The sequence below is a fragment of the Bacillus sp. FJAT-42376 genome (genome assembly GCF_003816055.1).
Classification (GTDB): domain Bacteria; phylum Bacillota; class Bacilli; order Bacillales; family Bacillaceae; genus Metabacillus_B.
On sequence record NZ_CP033906.1, the window covers coordinates 3,135,284 to 3,153,345 of the forward strand.

General features: G+C 44.3%; 19 protein-coding genes and 1 other annotated feature. Of the genes, 1 reads left to right on the top strand and 18 read right to left on the bottom strand.

Annotation, left to right across the window (positions count from 1 at the left end; genetic code table 11):
* Nucleotides 1-4 precede the first annotated feature (4 nt).
* The 13 genes from CEF21_RS15825 to CEF21_RS15885 all read right to left on the bottom strand — a co-directional run bounded on the left by CEF21_RS15825 (nucleotide 5) and on the right by CEF21_RS15885 (nucleotide 11,542).
* Nucleotides 5-1,276, bottom strand: a complete 1,272-nt coding sequence (locus CEF21_RS15825) for a peptidase U32 family protein (RefSeq protein ID WP_123918021.1) — start codon at nucleotides 1,274-1,276, stop codon at nucleotides 5-7.
* 43 nt (nucleotides 1,277-1,319) lie between these two features.
* Nucleotides 1,320-2,252, bottom strand: coding sequence for a peptidase U32 family protein (locus CEF21_RS15830; RefSeq protein ID WP_123918023.1), 933 nt, complete (start codon nucleotides 2,250-2,252; stop codon nucleotides 1,320-1,322).
* Nucleotides 2,249-2,878, bottom strand: coding sequence for an O-methyltransferase (locus CEF21_RS15835; protein ID WP_123920309.1), 630 nt, complete (start codon nucleotides 2,876-2,878; stop codon nucleotides 2,249-2,251). The genes CEF21_RS15830 and CEF21_RS15835 overlap by 4 nt, the downstream gene beginning before the upstream one ends.
* A gap of 166 nt (nucleotides 2,879-3,044) precedes the next feature.
* On the bottom strand, nucleotides 3,045-4,178 hold the full coding sequence (gene mltG / locus CEF21_RS15840; RefSeq protein WP_123918025.1) for an endolytic transglycosylase MltG: 1,134 nt from the start codon (nucleotides 4,176-4,178) through the stop codon (nucleotides 3,045-3,047).
* 111 nt (nucleotides 4,179-4,289) lie between these two features.
* Complete coding sequence (locus CEF21_RS15845) at nucleotides 4,290-4,580, bottom strand: DUF1292 domain-containing protein (RefSeq protein WP_123918027.1); 291 nt, start codon at nucleotides 4,578-4,580, stop codon at nucleotides 4,290-4,292.
* Nucleotides 4,581-4,609: 29 nt separating this feature from the next.
* Nucleotides 4,610-5,026 (bottom strand): Holliday junction resolvase RuvX, encoded by a 417-nt coding sequence (gene ruvX / locus CEF21_RS15850; protein ID WP_123918029.1) that lies wholly within the window; start codon nucleotides 5,024-5,026, stop codon nucleotides 4,610-4,612.
* A gap of 3 nt (nucleotides 5,027-5,029) precedes the next feature.
* Nucleotides 5,030-5,296, bottom strand: coding sequence for an IreB family regulatory phosphoprotein (locus CEF21_RS15855; RefSeq protein ID WP_035405221.1), 267 nt, complete (start codon nucleotides 5,294-5,296; stop codon nucleotides 5,030-5,032).
* Between the two features lie 87 nt (nucleotides 5,297-5,383).
* Nucleotides 5,384-8,020, bottom strand: coding sequence for an alanine--tRNA ligase (gene alaS, locus CEF21_RS15860; RefSeq protein ID WP_123918031.1), 2,637 nt, complete (start codon nucleotides 8,018-8,020; stop codon nucleotides 5,384-5,386).
* Between the two features lie 80 nt (nucleotides 8,021-8,100).
* Nucleotides 8,101-8,314: a binding site (T-box leader), on the bottom strand.
* A 40-nt stretch (nucleotides 8,315-8,354) separates the two neighbouring features.
* Nucleotides 8,355-9,410: an AI-2E family transporter gene (locus CEF21_RS15865; RefSeq protein WP_123918033.1), complete on the bottom strand. Its 1,056-nt coding sequence runs from the start codon at nucleotides 9,408-9,410 to the stop codon at nucleotides 8,355-8,357.
* Nucleotides 9,411-9,472: 62 nt separating this feature from the next.
* Nucleotides 9,473-10,438, bottom strand: a complete 966-nt coding sequence (locus tag CEF21_RS15870) for a nuclease-related domain-containing protein (protein ID WP_123918035.1) — start codon at nucleotides 10,436-10,438, stop codon at nucleotides 9,473-9,475.
* Between the two features lie 262 nt (nucleotides 10,439-10,700).
* On the bottom strand, nucleotides 10,701-10,832 hold the full coding sequence (locus CEF21_RS15875; protein ID WP_123918037.1) for a DUF3918 family protein: 132 nt from the start codon (nucleotides 10,830-10,832) through the stop codon (nucleotides 10,701-10,703).
* A gap of 26 nt (nucleotides 10,833-10,858) precedes the next feature.
* A complete protein-coding gene (locus CEF21_RS15880) occupies nucleotides 10,859-11,047 on the bottom strand; it encodes a hypothetical protein (RefSeq protein WP_123918039.1) in 189 nt (62 codons plus the stop codon).
* A 12-nt stretch (nucleotides 11,048-11,059) separates the two neighbouring features.
* Nucleotides 11,060-11,542 carry a PRC-barrel domain-containing protein gene (locus CEF21_RS15885; RefSeq protein ID WP_164462213.1) on the bottom strand — a complete coding sequence of 161 codons (483 nt, stop codon included), beginning with the start codon at nucleotides 11,540-11,542 and terminating at the stop codon, nucleotides 11,060-11,062.
* 170 nt (nucleotides 11,543-11,712) lie between these two features.
* On the opposite strand from CEF21_RS15885, the gene CEF21_RS21365 reads away from it, so the two are divergent.
* Nucleotides 11,713-11,862, top strand: a complete 150-nt coding sequence (locus CEF21_RS21365; protein ID WP_164462214.1) for a hypothetical protein — start codon at nucleotides 11,713-11,715, stop codon at nucleotides 11,860-11,862.
* Nucleotides 11,863-11,905: 43 nt separating this feature from the next.
* On the opposite strand, the gene recD2 is transcribed toward CEF21_RS21365, so the two are convergent.
* From recD2 to cymR, 5 genes are all read right to left on the bottom strand, one after another.
* The gene (gene recD2, locus CEF21_RS15890) at nucleotides 11,906-14,278 is read right to left on the bottom strand and encodes an SF1B family DNA helicase RecD2 (RefSeq protein ID WP_123918043.1); all 2,373 of its coding nucleotides are present in this window, start codon (nucleotides 14,276-14,278) and stop codon (nucleotides 11,906-11,908) included.
* Nucleotides 14,279-14,303: 25 nt separating this feature from the next.
* Entirely contained in the window at nucleotides 14,304-14,969 is a 666-nt protein-coding gene (locus CEF21_RS15895) for a tetratricopeptide repeat protein (RefSeq protein WP_123918045.1), read from the bottom strand.
* Nucleotides 14,970-15,085: 116 nt separating this feature from the next.
* Nucleotides 15,086-16,201: a tRNA 2-thiouridine(34) synthase MnmA gene (gene mnmA, locus CEF21_RS15900; protein WP_123918047.1), complete on the bottom strand. Its 1,116-nt coding sequence runs from the start codon at nucleotides 16,199-16,201 to the stop codon at nucleotides 15,086-15,088.
* Nucleotides 16,202-16,218: 17 nt separating this feature from the next.
* Entirely contained in the window at nucleotides 16,219-17,361 is a 1,143-nt protein-coding gene (locus CEF21_RS15905; protein WP_123918049.1) for a cysteine desulfurase family protein, read from the bottom strand.
* Nucleotides 17,362-17,372: 11 nt separating this feature from the next.
* Complete coding sequence (gene cymR, locus CEF21_RS15910; RefSeq protein WP_123918051.1) at nucleotides 17,373-17,789, bottom strand: cysteine metabolism transcriptional regulator CymR; 417 nt, start codon at nucleotides 17,787-17,789, stop codon at nucleotides 17,373-17,375.
* Between the last annotated feature and the right edge of the window lie 273 nt (nucleotides 17,790-18,062).

Sequence of the window (18,062 nt, forward strand, 5' to 3'; positions counted from 1 at the left end):
TTTCTCAGAACCCCTTCCGCATCATGTTGTATGGATAAACCGGACGGTCCAGTTTAAATTTCACCGTTTGAAGAGGGTGCCTCGCTGCATCGAGCTCGTTGCCGTCTTCATCATAAACGGATTCAATGACGGTACGGAAATTCTGATCAAGTTCAGGACCGAAAAATTCGACTTCGTCACCAGGCTTAAAGAAATTGCGCTGCTGAAGAGTAACCGTTTTAGCATCCGGGTCATAGCTGAGAACCATTCCGGCAAAATCGTAGGTTGTTTTTTTGCCGTGCACTCCAAACATTTGCTCCTTATGTCCAGGAACACCTTCAAAAAAGGCAGGAGCCGTTTCGCGGTTTGCACACTTATCAAGCTCTTCTAGCCATTCCTGCTGAATGACAAAATTGTCCGGATCGGCGCAATAAGCATCAATGACTTTCCGGTACACACTAACCACAGTTGCGATGTAGTGAATGGATTTCATGCGGCCTTCTATTTTCAGGCTGTCGATTCCCATTTCAATCATTCTTGGAATCGATTCAACTAGCTTAAGGTCCTTTGGGCTCATAGCGAATGGAGAGTCATCTTCATTAAATAAAGGCGTTTCCTTCCCATCCTCCTGTTTGTACAGGTCATAATCCCAGCGGCAAGACTGGCAGCATCCGCCACGGTTTGAATCACGCGCCGTCATATGGTTAGAAAGAGTGCAGCGGCCGGAATAGGCAATACACATCGCTCCGTGAATAAAGGTTTCGATCTCAATATCCACTTTTTCTTTCATTTCCCTGATCTCATCTCCGCTCGTTTCGCGGGCAAGCACCACTCGTTCCAGCCCTTCTTCTTTCCAAAATTGAACGGCCTTCCAGTTGGAAAGAGACTGCTGTGTACTCAGGTGGATTTCAAGCTTGGGTGCTGCGGTTTTACACGTTTCGATAATAAGCGGATCTGCGACGATAATTCCGGTCACTCCGGCTTCTTGCAGACCTTCCAGGTATTCTGCAATTCCATCCATATTTTCGTTGTGAGCAAAGATATTGGTGGTAACATAGATTTTTGCGTTATATTTCTTTGCAAATTGGACCCCTTCTGCCATTTCCTCTAATGAGAAATTATCAGCATTAGAGCGGAGTCCATACTCGCGTCCGCCTATAAATACAGCATCGGCTCCATAACGGACAGCGATCTTTAGTTTTTCAAGGTTACCGGCAGGTGCCAGCAGCTCTGGTTTTTTAGTGATGACCCGTTTCCCGTTTATCATCTCGGAAATAGAATCTTTTACGGCATCCATATCTTATGCCTCCTTGTATATTTTCGGCTTACAGGGTTCGCAGTTAATAAACCGTTTCCTTAAAGAAGAAACCTGTGTCCAGCGGGCGGTGTGCAGGCTGAATCTGCTTTATTTCCTCTAAAAGACTATCTTTGGCCTCTTCATACTCATCCCTTGCATCTGCACAAAGATCAATAGCTTTCCGGTATTTTTTTGTTACTTCAATCAAATACTCGGTTTTCTGAAGGATTCCATCAATTTTAAAGGAATCCACTCCGGCATCCATTAATTCCTGCAGTTCATCAATGATGCACATGTCGTTCGGGCTCATGATATGTGTGCCATTCCCGTCTTCAAACACAGGGTATTTATTTTCACGTTCTTTATCATGAAGAAGAAGACCTGTATCCATCTTCTCCTTGTTCACAACTTCCATTGCCTTGCCTTGATATAAATAATAGTTTCCGATCAGAGAACGCTTAGACTGGAACATACACGTCATACCATGAACCTGGACTTCGATCTCAACTTCCGCATTTTCTTTCGTTTCAATGATTGAGTCCATGCTTAGCTCTCTAGCCAGAACCGCTCTTTTGGCTCCTTTTCTGCCCCAGTAATTACATGTATAGTAATTCGTTGCCGTTGTTTCTGTATTCCAGTGCAGCTTCATTTCTGGAACGGTTTCCCGTGCTGTCATTAGTACAGCAGGATCTCCAAAAACAATTGCATCTGCTTTTACTTCTTTAAGAAACAGCATATAGTCAGCAAGGTCATCGATTTTATCATTATGAAAAATAGCGTTCATAGCCGCATACACCTTAACATTTTTTTCATGCGCTATTTCAACCGCTTTTCTAAAATCATCTCGGTTAAATTCTCCGGCAAGCCGAAGTCCGAATTTCTGTTCGCCAATGATAAATGCAGTGGCTCCAGCATCTGCGAGCGGCACAAGGTCCTCAAGCTTTGAAGGAGTAACTAGCAATTCTGGTTTTTTCATTTTTGCTCACCTCTTTTAATGCTTACGGCAATGCCGTCGCCGACCGGAATGATGCATGTATCATAATCTGGATGAGACATGAGCCAGCCGTTATAGCCTGCTATTTTTTTTACGAGACTGCGTTTTCGCTTATTTTCTATTTGATCCTGTTCTTCTGCAACAAGACCTTTGAATAAAATGTTATCGGTAATGATGATCCCTTTATGAGAGAGCATGGGCGCATATAGTTCAAAAAAGCGCTGATATTGACCCTTCGCTGCATCAATAAATAAGGCATCAAACGGGCCTTCACTTTGAATGGGATCCGAAAGGTCGAGTGCATCGCCATAGTGAACATGAATTCTGCTGCTCAGCCCCATCTGTTCAATGCGCACAAGTGCCTGATTGTATCTCTCTTGGTCTCTTTCTATACTGATGATAGAGGCTTTCGGAACAGCAGTTGCCATGCGGATGGCAGAGTAGCCAATGGCAGTTCCAATTTCAAGTATACGATGGGGAGAATGAATCCGGAGAAATTGAAGCAATACTTCCATTCCAGCCGCTTCCATAATAGGAACTCCATGTTCGCGGGCATAGCTCTCCATTTCCTGAATTGGAAGGGGTCGAGCGGGTATCAAGCTTTCCATGTAAGTATGGAGCTTTTGGTCAAGCACGAATATAGCCTCCTTGCGCAAAAAGAAGAGTTCCGCTTAAGAACTCTTGCCTTTAGTGAACACATTAGTCTTTTCACAACTTGATATATTTTAGCATAAAAAAACAGGGAATGAAAATAAAATTCATTCCCTGGTTGTTCTATGATTTTTCTCTCGGTCCGGTTATATGTTTTTCTTTCAGCTGATTATGCTCTTTGAGCGTCCGGGAATAATAAACCGTTCCATCCGGGGCAGCCAGGAAGTACAAGTAATCTGTGTTATCCGGCTGCAGGGCGGCTTCCATTGAAACGGTTCCGCTGTTTGCGATCGGTCCCGGAGGAAGACCCTTATTTTTGTAGGTATTATACGGAGACGATACTTTTAAGTCTTTATACGTGACACGGTCTTTATGGCCGCCAAGCGCATATAAAACGGTTGGATCGGTCTGAAGCGGCATGCCTGCTTTTAATCTGTTGAAAAAGACACTGGCTATTTTCTGCCGGTCCACCTGTCCGGTGGCTTCCTCTTCAATGATAGACGACATGGTCAGGAAATAATGTACGCTCCACTTTTTCTCTTTCATTTGAGGCAGGTAAGGCTTAATTCTTGCGTCTGTCTCACTGATCATCTTTTCAAGGATGGTATCCAGAGATGTTTTAGGATCCTCGAACGGATAAGTAGCCGGGTATAGATATCCTTCGAGCTTATATTTTACTGTCTTTTTATCAATTTCATCCGTGATCGTATCCGGATATTTCTTTTTCATCAATTCAATAAATTTCGGATCCTGCAGCCGTTTTAAAACATCTTCCTTTGTATATTCCGTGTTGTTTTCGATGACCGCTGCAATTTGGGCCATTTGATGGCCCTCCGGCACAGTAAACTGAATGGCAACATCCTCAGAGAGCTTTCCTGTTTTCAGAAGTTCAATCATGTCATCCATCGTCATGGATTTACTCAATAAATAGTCTCCGGCTTGAAAATTTGTTTCGTTTTTAAATTTTACATAATATTTGAACACCCTGGCATCTTTAATAATTCCTGCGTCCTTCAATTCCGCTGCGATTCCTGATACAGATGACCCTAAAGGAATCGAAATTTTAATTTGCTTTTGATCAGAGGAATCTACAGGACTCAATGCATTTTGAATATATATAACACCTGCTATTGCGGCTGCTGCCAGAACAATGGCCGCTGCAAGGACAATTCGCAATACTATTTTCCGAATCGATTTTGCTTCTTCCTGCCGTTCAAGCAATGTTTTATGTATGGATTGATGATCTTTTTGTTTCATTCTCTTCCCCCTTTCGCTTCCGTATATTATACTACAAAATTTGAGTCCATTCGTCACTCCCCTGTCAAAAAAAAGAGGCCGGGCAGAAACCCGGCATCTTTCCTGTCTGTATTAATTTTCTTCTTCCTCATTATCGAAGAATGTGTTCATCATTTCTTCAATCATGTCCCACTCTTCTTCCGTTTCGATCGGCTGAAGCTCGCCATCTTCGCCATTTTCGCTTGGCGTGAAGCTGGATGCATGAATTTCTACATCTTCTTCGTCCTGATCTTCACTGCTGATCGGGTAGTAAAGAACGTAGGATTTTTTGAATTCATCTGACTCAAATGTAAAAAGGATTTCGCAAAGCTGTTCGTTTCCGTTTTCGTCTACTACTGTAATCTGTTTTTCACCATGTTCCATGTTTATTCACCTCTTTAAGTAATCTCCGTTTAGCGGAGGCTGTCAAGATATCCCTGAAGGATCATGACGGCGGCCATTTTATCAATGACTTTTTTGCGTTTTTTTCTGCTTACATCTGCTTCAATGAGCATGCGTTCTGCAGCCATTGTCGTTAATCTCTCATCCCAGAGTACAACGGGAAGAGAAAAGGTCTCCTCCAGCAGGGCAGCGAACCTTTGACACGCTTCCCCTCTGGGACCTATTGTATTATTCATATTCTTCGGAAGGCCGACGACAATCTTGTCCGCCTCTTCCGTTTTAATGATTTCAGAAAGCCTAGTAAGACCATAGTCTCCGCCTTCTTCATTAATTTTAACCGTTTCGAGCCCCTGGGCTGTCCAGCCCATAAGATCACTGACTGCTACTCCGATTGTTTTCGTTCCATAATCCAAGCCTAATACTCGCATCTATTACTCCTCACGGTGATTTTGCAGGTACGATTTAACAAGCTCTTCAATCAGCTCGTCTCTCTCAAGCTTCCGGATCAAGCTTCTTGCATCACGGTGACGGGGAATATAAGCCGGATCTCCGGAAAGCAAATAACCGACGATCTGATTGATCGGATTGTATCCTTTTTCCTTGAGTGCATCATGTACCGTAAACAAAACTTCGTTCACATCTGTTTGAACGGAATCGTCTGAAACGTTAAATTTCATGGTTTTATCGAATGAGCTCACTGTCTGCACCTCTTTCTCAAGTTCGCGCTCGAGGACTTGATCCTGCTCGTCCTGACTCTTATCACCATTCTACACTAAGAATGAGAATTATAAAACGGATTTAATCCATTCCTCTGCATAGTTTAGAGCAGATTCAAGTTTTTCTGGGTCTTTTCCGCCTGCCTGAGCCATATCCGGACGGCCTCCGCCGCCTCCGCCGCAGCGCTCCGCTACTTCTTTGACGAGCTTGCCGGCATGCAGGCCACGGTCAATAAGATCCTTCGAAACACCGGCTGCAATGTTTACTTTCCCGCCATTTGCAGCTCCCAAAACGATAACTGCAGACCCGAGCTTTTCCTTCAGATCATCCAGAATAGCACGAAGGCTATTCATATCTTTTGCGTTCACCTTGCTTGCGAGAAGTGTAACCCCTTCGATGACCTTAGCCTGATCCGTTAAGGAAGAAGCTTCAAGGTTTCCAAGCTTGGAAGTGAGGGATTCGTTTTCGCGCTGAAGGTCTTTTAGTTCGGCAGTCAGCGCATCAATACGTGCAGGAACCTCTTTCGTATTGGTTTTGAGCTTGGCAGCAGCCGTTTCCAGAATGGAGATTTGCTCATTCATTGTTTCATAGGCTGTTTTTCCTGTAACTGCTTCAATCCTTCTCGTACCTGCCCCGATACCGGACTCAGATACCAGTTTAAACATGCCGATGGAAGACGTGTTCTCCACATGGCAGCCTCCGCATAGTTCAAGACTGTAATCCCCAATTTGAACCACACGGACAATTTTGCCGTACTTTTCACCGAATAAAGCCATTGCTCCCATTGCTTTAGCTTCATCAATCGGTTTCAAGTCAATGTTGACACCGATGCCGGCCCAGATTTTTTCATTCACGATCTGTTCGATTTGCTTCAGCTCGCTATCTGTAATCTGGCCGAAATGGGAAAAATCAAATCGAAGGCGGTTTTCCGTAACCAATGATCCAGCCTGATTGACATGTCCTCCGAGAACATCCTTCAATGCCTGATGCAGCAGGTGGGTCGCTGTATGGTTCTTCACGACGCCTTCTCTTACTTTCCGCTCAACCGCAGCAGTGACGGAATCATTTGCTCTCAATGTTCCTTTTTCCACAATTACGCGATGCAGATTTTGGCCGTTTGGAGCTTTTTTAACGTCTTTCACGCGGGCTGTGAAATTTGCGTTGGAAATAAATCCTTCATCTGCAATCTGTCCGCCGCTTTCAGCATAAAACGGTGTCTGTACAAGGATCAGCTGGATTTCGTCCCCTTCAGATGCTTCGGAGACAAGCTCGCCATCTTTTAGAAGAGCAGCAGCTTCAGTTTCAATAGTAAGATGCTCGTAGCCGACAAACGTACTCTCTGTTGTGAGGTCACCGAGTACTCCTCCCTGAACCTGCATGGAATCCACTTCCTGGCGGGCCGATCTTGCCCGTTCACGCTGCTTTTGCATCTCAGACTCGAAGCCCTCTGCATCAATCTTCATTTCTTCTTCTTCTGCATATTCTTCTGTCAATTCAACCGGGAAGCCATAGGTATCATAAAGGCGGAAAACGTCAGTGCCTGGAATGACATCGTGACCCGCTTCTCTTTGCTTTTTAATCACTTCAGATAAAATAGCCAGTCCATCATTTAACGTTTCATGGAAACGCTCTTCTTCGTTTTTAATGACTTTTTGAATGAACTCGGTCTTTTGTTTCACTTCAGGATAGAAGGCTTCCATAATTTCACCGACTACTGGTACAAGCTCGTACATAAACGGGCGGTTGATATCAAGTTTTTTTGCATAGCGGACTGCACGGCGCAGCAAACGGCGCAGAACATAGCCGCGGCCTTCATTGGAAGGAAGCGCTCCATCCCCTACAGCAAAGGATACGGTACGGATATGATCGGCAATAACTTTGAACGCCTCATCCTTCTCTTTGCTGTCATGATACTCCATGCCGGCAATTGCTGCAGTTGCTTCAATAATCGGCATAAAAAGGTCGGTCTCATAATTGGTCGGCACATTTTGGATGACGGAGCACATCCGTTCAAGTCCCATACCTGTATCAATATTTTTCTTTGGAAGCGGAGTATAGGTTCCATCGGAATTATGGTTGAATTCAGAGAACACAAGGTTCCATACTTCTAAATAACGCTCATTCTCGCCGCCTGGATACAGCTCGGGATCTTCCGGATCGTTGCCGTATGCCTCCCCGCGGTCATAGAAAATCTCCGTGTTCGGTCCGCTCGGGCCTTCGCCGATATCCCAGAAGTTTCCTTCAAGACGGATGATGCGCTCTTCCGGAACGCCTACTTTAGCCGTCCATATTTCAAAGGCTTCATTGTCTTCAGGGTGAATCGTAACCGAAAGCTTTTCAGGGTCAAACCCAATCCATTTTTCGCTCGTCAAAAATTCCCAAGCCCATTCAATCGCTTCTACTTTGAAGTATTCTCCGATTGAGAAGTTTCCAAGCATTTCAAAGAACGTATGATGGCGTGCCGTTTTCCCTACATTTTCAATATCGTTGGTACGGATGGATTTCTGCGCGTTGCAAATTCTCGGGTTCGCAGGAATCACGCGTCCGTCAAAATATTTTTTGAGGGTAGCCACTCCGCTGTTGATCCACAGAAGAGAAGGATCTTCATGGGGAACAAGGGATGCACTCGGTTCCACTGAATGGCCTTTTTCTTTAAAAAAATCAAGAAACATTTGGCGTACTTCTGCAGATGTTAAAAATTTCATTTGTTCGTCCTCCTTAATATGTAAGCCGGGTGCGCCGAAAAACAAAAAACTCCCGTTCCTGTACAAATCCTTTAGATTTGCACAGGGACGAGAGTTTGCTCGCGGTACCACCCTGATTATGGACATGATTCATCCATCAGCTTTATTGAACCTTAACGCGGTTTCTCAACGGCAGGTATTTTGCCTGCACTCAGGAATAGCGTTCTGTTACCCTTCATTTGAATGCCTTTTCAGCCTGGAGGCACTCTCTCTGAAAATGGACTGTAACCTACTCGTTTCCTTCAGCGTTTGTAACGTATTCTACCGTAGATTATAGACAATGGCCGCCCGCCTGTCAATCATGCCTGAGAAGGCGGACCCCATGCTCCAGAATAACTCTGAGGACAGCAGTAACCGGAACCGCAATAATCAATCCGAATATGCCGGCAAGCTCTCCTCCGGCAGCAAGAGCCAGCATGATGACAATTGGATGCATATGAAGGCTTCTTCCTACAATCAGAGGACTGATGACATTTCCTTCAAGAAATTGGAGAACCAAAATAATGATAACCACAGTGATCACGGTTTGTGTCGACATCGCCGCTGCTAAAATCAGGGCCGGAATGGCACCGATGACAGGCCCGAAATATGGAATGATATTCGTGACCGCGATAATCATGCCAAGCACAAGCGGATACTTTACACCAAAAAACCACAGGGAAAGAAATGCAAGAAGGCCAATAATGACGCAGACGAAAAACTGGCCCCGAATATAGCTGCCTAGTGACTCATCCGCATCTCTGATCAATTCCTTGCCCCGCCTCCGCCACTTTTTCGGGGTTAAGTACCAGGCTGTTTTTTTCAAAAGAGAGAAATCCTTCAGCATATAAAAAACTAGGAACGGTATCAGCGTTAATATTACGGCATTATCAAAGATCGACCGAATCGAAAAAATGATGTTATCGATCATACCTGAAAGCCACTGCTCGGCCTCTCCAAGCAAGCCCTCCACCCGATGATGAAGACCCATCGGCCAATGATCCGTCTGATCCCGAATCATCGTAAGCCAGCCTTCATAAAGCTTCACCATTCTAGGCGCATTCGCTGAAAGCTCCATCAGCTGATTGATGAGCAGCGGAATGCCCCTATAAAATCCGTACCCAATCGATCCGAAGAACAGCAAATAAATGACGAGAATGGATATCGTCCTCGGCAGACCCGTCTCATGAAGCTTCTCAACGATGGGGTGCAGCAAATATGTAATAAATGAAGCAATGACAAACGGAACAATAGCCGCCTGCAGCATGATCCACACCGGATTCCACACCACACGAAGCTTCAGGAAAAAGTAAAGGGATAATAAAGACAGCAGAATAATTCCGGCTCTTAGCAGGACTTTTTTTTCGTTCACGGGGCATCCCCTCCGGTGATTAGTTTGGGGGTTTTTTGGGGGGATTATGCAGGGCAGGTGATTTAGATAGTGATTTTATAAACGGTGGACCTGCGATTTCCTTCCGTTTCGTACCCCACTGATTTCAAAAGCCTTTTTACAGTAGAGCTGGAGGACAGGTTTAAGAAGGATTTTGCCTCACGATTTGATATCAAGTTTTTAAAAATATAGGCGTAATCTTTCAATGCTTCAATATGTGCATCATTAGACGTGATCTCACATATACCGCACACCCACATTGAATTTTTAAGCCTTCTCATTGATAACTTCGAACATTTTATACAATAGACCCCCGGCAAAATATTTTCCGTTGAGATTTGATGCTTTACCATCATGTTTTTTTCTAAATCTGTATGTGCAGACAAGAGTTTAACACTCAATTCTGTCAGCTGTTGAGATGAGAGGATTTCTTTTTGATACACTTTTTCTAGTTCGCTTATTTTAAAAGGAATGGTTTGACTATGGAGCACTTTGTTATGGATTTTGGAATTTTTTTGAGAAGCTTGGAGCATAGTTCGGGGATTTCCAATTGCAACGAATTCCTGTATAGGGAGATTCGGAAGATTGTTTTTTCTTAACCAATTCATTAACTGAAGTCTTTGCCTTTTCACTTGCATAATAGGATTAGGAAATGGTTCTTCCATATCGTTTTGAATTCTGATGAGCTGATTGAAATCTGTATCAAACCTAAGCGTTCCCGCTATATTCTTCACTTCAAGAATTGTTATGAAGGACTGTGAGAGTAACAGTACATCGATTTGGAAAAAATGGATGCCATCATGCAGTCTTAAATCATGGAATATTCGGTAAGTTTGTGCGTGGAGGAAGCTTAGAGGATATTCCATTTCCTTTTCTCCTTTATATCCAGCTGTTTGAATCGCCAAATCCTGGAGTACGGCATCGTATTTAGGATGTTGAGGATCGAGTCTTCTTTTTATTGCCTGAAGTTGTTTGAGAGAACGAGGGATTTTAAGAGGTTTAATAATCATTTAAGATTCTCCTTCCAGTGTCATTCTTTCAATTCCCTTTCTGCTGTTAAAACTCCTCCTGCATGCCAAAACTAATTTACGGGCATATTTCTGTCGATTACGGGCAATTCTTTGTCAATTGCGGGCACAAATTTGTCGATTACGGGCATTTTCTTGTCGATTACGGCCAAATCGACAAAACCATATCTCCTGCGACAAATTCCGCACCACCCATCCCCCACACAACCAAACAAAAAACCCCCGCAATATGCGGAGGTTTTTATTAGAACATCTTCTTCATCTGGCGTTGCCAGGTTTTTTTCATTTTGCGGGTGTTCATGCGTTTGCCGCTCATTGCGTAGGTTGCGGCGGCGCCGATTCCCATTGAAATTAGTGAGGTCATGGTGCGGTTCATGGCGTATTCCTCCTTTAATTTCAGATTTAGATTACGGTACGGTCTTGTTCGTCAAACAAATCATCTAAGGAGCTTAAGCTACCGTCTTCCTCAACCTGATGGGTTAAGATCATTCCTTTGGATACCGATAGCTCAATAAAGCAGCCCCAGCAATAGTACTGGTTTACTCCTATTTTCCCCAAGTCCTTGCATTGGCAGTTCGGGCATTTTAACAATCCGGGCACACCTCACTCTTGAATCACATCCATGACGATGGCATCTTTGCTTACCATAAGTTCTTCGCTTAAAGGGTTTACTTTTTTTCGCCCTTCTGTCAGATCTGCGAAGAATCCGTCAGTCAGTTCGTATGCTACGATTGTGCCCAGTTGTTCTGTAAAATATACGTCTTCCAGAAGGCCGAGCTGCTCGCCGGTTCTCGAATAGACGGTTTTATTAAACAGCTGCCCGTTTCCCCTGAACCTGTCATCCTCTTTGGCAGCTCCCAAAGACTGAAGCTGTTCTAAATCACTGACCATTACTCCGTCTTCACCTACTGAACCGATGCAGGATAAAGGGATAAAGCGGTCTTTTTTGAAAAGACCTCTTCCATCCAGTATCAGTCCTGAGACCCGTCCGCCGGAACTAATGACGATGTCGCATATTTTCCCAATGCAGACTGCGTTTCTTGCATCAAAAACCGGAAGTCCCTTTATTGTTCCGTATGTCCGCAAGATGATCTCCCACCTTTCCGAACACACTTAGGATTCTTCCTTCACGCTCAGGTCATACTGCGTAACGTTTTCCATTCCGGTGTGAACGTTATTTTCCCAGGCAGGTTTCACATTTTCCAAAAGTGGTATTAAATAACAAGCAATCATAACATGATTAAGGAAGTGATATTATGAACGAACACAGAGATGTCGAGGTTAGAGAGAAGAGAAAAGATTCAAGTCTTGTTGCATCTACATTTATTAAATACGCCGCTTATATCATCATCTTTTTTGGAGTTCTTTGGTTCTTAATCAGCTACATTTTGCCGATGTTTAATTAAATGACACAGCCAAAAAGCCGCCTGCATTCCTCAGGCGGCTTTTTTACATAAAATCAAAAGGGGTTACATGCTCCATGCCAATATTCGCATCATTCACATCAAATGGAAGGAGCTTTTGAAGTTCGTCCTCTTCCTCAGAGTGTTTATTCAGCCGCTGCTTCAGCGATGTTTGACGTTCGAGCTGGTCCTTATTTTGAATTCCGCGGACAAACGCATCTTCCTCACCGCACATGATTAAGAACCTTTTGCTTCGTGTAATCGCCGTATAGATCAGGTTTCTCCGCAGCATCCGGTAATAACTCTTCACAACGGGCATGACGACAATAGGGAACTCGCTCCCCTGTGATTTATGGATGGAACAGCAGTACGCATGGGTAAATTGAGAAAAATCAGACCGGGTATAGGTAACTTCATTTCCATCAAAGGAAACAACGATCATATCTTCTTTTTCCGTATTCTCCTTAGCGTAAAAAATGGATTCAATTTCCCCCATATCTCCATTAAAAACATTGCTTTCCGGCTGATTGACGAGCTGAAGCACTTTATCCCCGATCCGGTACACAACATCGCCGAATTTCATTTCCCGCTTCGTGCTTGAGGCGGGATTAAAAATATCCTGCAGGAGAATATTCAGCTGATCAATTCCCGCCGGTCCTCTGTACATGGGGGCCAGTACCTGAATGTCCCTTGCTGTAAATCCTTTCTTTTTCGCATTCTCCACTACTTTCCGCACGACTTCTTTTACCTGTGCTGAAGCGCATTTTATAAAAGATCGGTCCGCAGTTGGCGTTTTCAGATCGGGAGGTGTTCTGCCATCCTTTATGTGGTGGGCAAGCTCGATGATGGAGGAACCTTCCGCCTGGCGGTAAATATCAGTCAATCTTACAGTCGGAACTTCTTTTGAGGCAAGCAAATCCCTCAAAACCTGACCGGGTCCAACAGAAGGAAGCTGGTCTTCATCCCCTACCATGACAACCTGAATTTGCTTTGGCAGCGATTTAAAAAGCTGGTTTGCAAGCCAAATATCCACCATAGACATTTCATCAATGATTAAAAGCTTGCCCTCTATAGGATTATCTTCATTCCGGTCAAATCCTTCCGATCCATTCCAGCCGAGCAGCCTGTGAATGGTGACAGCCGGCATACCGGTCGATTCGCTCATCCTTTTGGCAGCCCGTCCGGTAGGGGCAACGAGTAAAATCGGAAATGGTTCATCTTTTTTATAATCGCCTGGATCCAGTGAGCAGCCGTGCAGATCGGAATACAGTTCAACAATTCCCCTGATAACCGTCGTCTTTCCTGTACCCGGTCCGCCTGTTAAAAGAAGCATGGGTGTCATGAGGGCTCTCTGGATGGCTTCTTTTTGACTCGGGGCATAAGCAACCTTCATTCTTTCCTCGAGATTGCCGAGGGAAAGCAGAAATTCTGATTCAGGGAACAGATCATCATATTCTGTTTGCTCCAGAATTTGCTGAATATGCTCCGCCACTTTTTTTTCTGAGTAATAAAGAATGGGGAAATACACTTTCCCCTCTTCGGAAATAAGCTGTTTGCTTTCAGAAAGTGCAGCAATCTGAGTGGAGATATTTTCAACGGTAACCTGTCCTCTATTTGAAGAATCCAGCAGCTGCCTGGTTTTTTCGATAAGCTGGGTTTCACTCAAATAAACATGGCCCTCCTGGGAACTGGATTGTTCAATTGTATACAAACAGGCAGCGTTAATCCTTTCAGGACTGTTACCGGATATCCCTAAGTGATGAGCCAGTTCATCCGCCTTTCCAAAACCGATCCCTTCAATATCTTTTACAAGCTGAAAAGGATTTTCCTGGATTTTTTCGAGCGTCTGATCCTGATATTGCTGATAAATCTTCATGGACAGCTGCGGGCCGAATCCGAATTGGGACAAAGAGATCATAATCTGCTCTAGCCCTTGATGCTGCTTCAGTGTTTGTGAAAGGATATCTGCTTTTTCTTTATTTACTTTCGGGATTTTATAAAGCACAGACGGGTCCTGCATAATTTTTGAAATGGCTGCCGTTCCAAGCTCCGCGACTATGATTTCAGCTGTTTTTTTCCCAATTCCCTTAAACAGATCACTTGAGAGGTATTGAATAATTCCTTCTTCTGTATTCGGCAGATCTTTCCTGAATTGTTCGGTCTGAAACTGTATACCAAATTTAGGGTGATGTTTAATGGCTCCATAGAATATGTACGTTTCTTCTTCAGCAAGGAGAGGAAAGTAACCTGTTACCGTCACTTCTTTTTCATCGAATTCAAGATTGGATTCCAGCAATTTTGCTTTCAGCACAGTGTAAAGATTTTGTTCATTATGAAAAATAACAGCCCGTATGATCCCCTTTACAAAAGGTCTGTCTTCCTGACTTCCGCTGGAAATCTCATCAATCGACATCTGCATGGCGTTTTCTCCCCTCCTCTTGTTTTTAGTTTGATCCTTTAAGCGCCTCTTCCATCAATTTTTTCCCATTTAAAGCCAGAACATGATCCGGCTGAATGGAAACAGCCTTCGAGAACATGTCATAAGCCTCCTGTCCCTTTTCTTCGAAGGAATAGGCTACTCCTAAGTTATAAAAGGCATCTGCATGATCAGGGTCCATTTCAGCAACTTTCTGGAACTCGATCGCAGCCTGCTTAATTTGCCCCTGTGAGGCGAGACAGAGACCATACTGAAAACGGGCATCCGTGTCTCCTTCATTCATTTCAACTGCTCTCATAAAGTAGGGAAGAGCAAGCTTTTCCTTATTCAATTGAACAAGGGACATGCCTGTCATAAAGTAAGCATCCGCTTCTTCAAGACCTTCTTTCATCGCAGCCGTAAAGGCTTGTGCTGCTTTTTCAAATTTGCCGTTTTCATAATGAACGTTTCCTGTTCCGTAAAGAGCTGTAGCTGATTTTGGATCGAGTTCAAGAGCTTTGGAGAAAAAATTTTCAGCCTTATCGAATTCGTTAATCGAGGCAAGCAAATTGCCGAAATTCACATAAAGAACCGGGTTTGACGGATCTTCATTAATCGCTTCCGTAAAATGCTGAGCTGCCTTTTCAAGATCTCCGTTTTTCATCGCCTGAATACCCAATTGATTTTTATCCATCTTATTTCTCCTCCCGGTATGTATATACAAAAAAATAAGCAAAGAGGACCGCTCAAATTCCGCCGGAACCAAAAAAATTGGCTTTGAGCATTCTTCGAGGCAGTCCTGCTGTGCATTTACCCTACGTACATTAATTTTTTGCTGTCTTTGAATACTTCATCAATCGTTCCGCCGCCCAGGCATACGTCCCCGTCATAAAATACGGCGGCCTGACCTGGAGTCACAGCCCTGATCGGTTCATCAAATGTCACTTTCGCTGTAGTTTCATCAAGCATTTTGACCGTTACTTTATTATCGCTTTGACGGTACCGGAATTTTGCTGTACAGGAAAGCTCCCCTTCCGGTGCATGGCCGGAGCCCCAGCTGATATCTGTTGCTATAATGGAATCCGAGTATAAAAGGTCATTATGGAAGCCCTGATCAACATACAGAATATTCCGCTTCAGGTCTTTTCCGATGACAAACCAAGGATCCCCGCTTCCGCCGATGCCGAGTCCGTGCCTTTGGCCGATTGTATAATACATAAGACCATCGTGCTTGCCCATTTTAACACCGGACAGAGTTTGCATTTCGCCAGGCTGTGCAGGAAGATACCCTCCCAGGAATTCTTTAAAATTCCGCTCACCGATAAAGCAAATGCCGGTACTGTCTTTTTTAGATGCAGTGGCAAGTCCCGCCTTGGCGGCCATTTCTCTCACCTTTGGCTTATCGATCCCGCCGAGAGGAAACATAACCTTTGAAAGCTGTTCCTGTCCAAGCTGATTCAGGAAATACGTTTGGTCTTTGTTCTCATCGATTCCGCGAAGCATTTTGAAGCGGCCATCCCTTTTTTCAACCCGTGCATAGTGCCCTGTTGCAAGATAATCTGCGCCGAGGGACATTGCATGTTCAAGGAATGCTTTAAATTTGATTTCTTTGTTGCACATGACGTCCGGATTCGGTGTTCTGCCTGCTTTGTATTCATTAAGGAAATAAGTAAAGACCTTGTCCCAATATTGTTTTTCAAAATTTACCGCATAATATGGAATCCCAATTTGATTGCACACCCTGATCACGTCGTTGTAATCTTCCGTCGCTGTACAAACTCCGTTCTCATCGGTATCATCCCAATTCTTCATGAAGATGCCGATCACGTCGTACCCCTGTTCTTTGAGCATAAGGGCAGCGACGGACGAATCCACTCCGCCGGACATTCCAACAACGACGCGTGTGTCTTTAATCGCTTTTTCCATATTCTTTCACCTCTTTTCTAAGCTGTTAGCCGTTTCACGATCGCGGCTATTTTATGAGCAGCCTGCTCCACTTGTTCAACCGTGTTTCCGAGTCCGAAGCTGAATCGAATGGAAGAAGCCGGTCTGTTTGAATGGTCTCCGAACATGGCAGTAAGGACGTGGGATGGATCAATGGAGCCTGCTGTACAGGCCGAACCGCTGGATGCCGATATCCCTTCCAAATCAAGGTGTACAAGAAATGATTCGACATTCGTGCCCGGAAAGAACACATTCAATATATGAGGAAGACTTCGTTCCGCTGAACCGTTCACCTCAAACGAAATACCTTCAGCCTTAAAAACATCCGTCATTTTCGTTTTCATCGCTTTGTATTCGCGCACTTTTTCTTCACGGGCCTGTTCGGAAAGCACAGCCGCTCTGTGCAGGCCGGCAGCCCCCGGCGCATTTTCTGTTCCAGCCCGTCTTTTAAGCTCCTGCTCTCCGCCGAATGCACGCGGTTTAAGCTTTAAACCGGACTTGGCATATAAGAAACCAATCCCTTTTGGCCCATTCAGCTTGTGTCCTGATACAGAGAGCAAATCTGCCTGAAGCTCGGTGACATCAAGTTTGACTACCCCGAATGCCTGAACCGCATCCGTATGGAAATAGGCCTGATGGTTTTTGAGCATTTCACCGATTTCTCTGATTGGCTGCAGTGATCCAACCTCATTATTTCCATACATAATCGTAACAAGGATCGTCTCATCTGTCAGTTCTCTCGCAAAGTCCTCAAGAGAGATCTCTCCATGTTCATTTACTGGAAGATAGGTGACCCTGAAGCCTTCCTTCTCCAGAAACTCGCATGTATGAAGAACAGCATGATGCTCAATGGAGGTTGTAATGATATGGTTTCCCTTCGAACGCCGCGCATAGGCTGTACCCAAAATGGCTAAATTATCTGCTTCCGTGCCGCCGCTTGTAAAAATAATTTCTGTTGCCCTGGCACCGATAAGGGAAGCTATCTCATCTCTCGCCATGTCCAGCGTCCGTCTGCTCTCTCTTCCATGTGCATGAATGCTCGATGGATTGCCAAACGTTTCGGACATGAAGGACGTCATCGTATCTATAACAGCTGGATGCATTGGGGATGTCGCTGCGTGATCCAGATAAATTCGTGACATGTTTTCACCTCTTATATATAAAACATATAGGATTCCTGCTCACCGTCAGAGTAGCTGGCAAGATCTTCAAGTGTTGTGCTGTCAAGAACATCCTTAACAGCATCACGGATCCGGATCCATAATTCGCGCTTAGCCGGCTCTTCATCCTCAAGGACTTCGACCGGACTGATTGGTCCTTCCAGCACCCGGATAATGTCTCCTGACGTAATGTTTTCCGGTTCATCGCCCAGAACGTAGCCGCCATATGCCCCTCTGATGCTTTTTACAAGACCTGCATTTCTGAGCGGTGCGATTAGCTGCTCTAAATAATGTTCGGACAAATCATTTGTCTTGGCAATACTTTTTAATGAAGTTGGCCCATCTCCATGTTTTTTTGCCAGTTCAATCATAATGGTCAGACCGTAACGGCCTTTTGTCGATATTTTCAACCAAAACACCCCTAATCCGGTATCGTAAAACCTGCAGAAAGATAGAATCTGACTGCTCTATATCATTAAATTGTTCCGTTAAAATCTATAAAAGGAATTCTACAAGGAATCCATGTATCTGTTTCTCCGTAAATCCGTAAAAACCTATGCTATTATACCATATTTAGCAGGGGGTTCGCTTGAAAACCATAAGACTGATTGGAATATTATAATGAAATAGCAACCATTTTGCAAAAAATAGGTATCAGAAATCCGCTCTCTGCAAACAAATTC

What these genes read in the sequence shown, in the direction of transcription:
- CEF21_RS15825 (WP_123918021.1), bottom strand. Translation starts at nt 1,276, where the DNA reads ATGGATGCCGTAAAAGATTCTATTTCCGAGATGATAAACGGGAAACGG.
- CEF21_RS15830 (WP_123918023.1), bottom strand. Translation starts at nt 2,252, where the DNA reads ATGAAAAAACCAGAATTGCTAGTTACTCCTTCAAAGCTTGAGGACCTT.
- CEF21_RS15835 (WP_123920309.1), bottom strand. Translation starts at nt 2,878, where the DNA reads ATGGAAAGCTTGATACCCGCTCGACCCCTTCCAATTCAGGAAATGGAG.
- mltG (WP_123918025.1), bottom strand. Translation starts at nt 4,178, where the DNA reads ATGAAACAAAAAGATCATCAATCCATACATAAAACATTGCTTGAACGG.
- CEF21_RS15845 (WP_123918027.1), bottom strand. Translation starts at nt 4,580, where the DNA reads ATGGAACATGGTGAAAAACAGATTACAGTAGTAGACGAAAACGGAAAC.
- ruvX (WP_123918029.1), bottom strand. Translation starts at nt 5,026, where the DNA reads ATGCGAGTATTAGGCTTGGATTATGGAACGAAAACAATCGGAGTAGCA.
- alaS (WP_123918031.1), bottom strand. Translation starts at nt 8,020, where the DNA reads ATGAAATTTTTAACATCTGCAGAAGTACGCCAAATGTTTCTTGATTTT.
- CEF21_RS15870 (WP_123918035.1), bottom strand. Translation starts at nt 10,438, where the DNA reads ATGATTATTAAACCTCTTAAAATCCCTCGTTCTCTCAAACAACTTCAG.
- CEF21_RS15875 (WP_123918037.1), bottom strand. Translation starts at nt 10,832, where the DNA reads ATGAACCGCACCATGACCTCACTAATTTCAATGGGAATCGGCGCCGCC.
- CEF21_RS21365 (WP_164462214.1), top strand. Translation starts at nt 11,713, where the DNA reads ATGAACGAACACAGAGATGTCGAGGTTAGAGAGAAGAGAAAAGATTCA.
- recD2 (WP_123918043.1), bottom strand. Translation starts at nt 14,278, where the DNA reads ATGCAGATGTCGATTGATGAGATTTCCAGCGGAAGTCAGGAAGACAGA.
- CEF21_RS15895 (WP_123918045.1), bottom strand. Translation starts at nt 14,969, where the DNA reads ATGGATAAAAATCAATTGGGTATTCAGGCGATGAAAAACGGAGATCTT.
- mnmA (WP_123918047.1), bottom strand. Translation starts at nt 16,201, where the DNA reads ATGGAAAAAGCGATTAAAGACACACGCGTCGTTGTTGGAATGTCCGGC.
- CEF21_RS15905 (WP_123918049.1), bottom strand. Translation starts at nt 17,361, where the DNA reads ATGTCACGAATTTATCTGGATCACGCAGCGACATCCCCAATGCATCCA.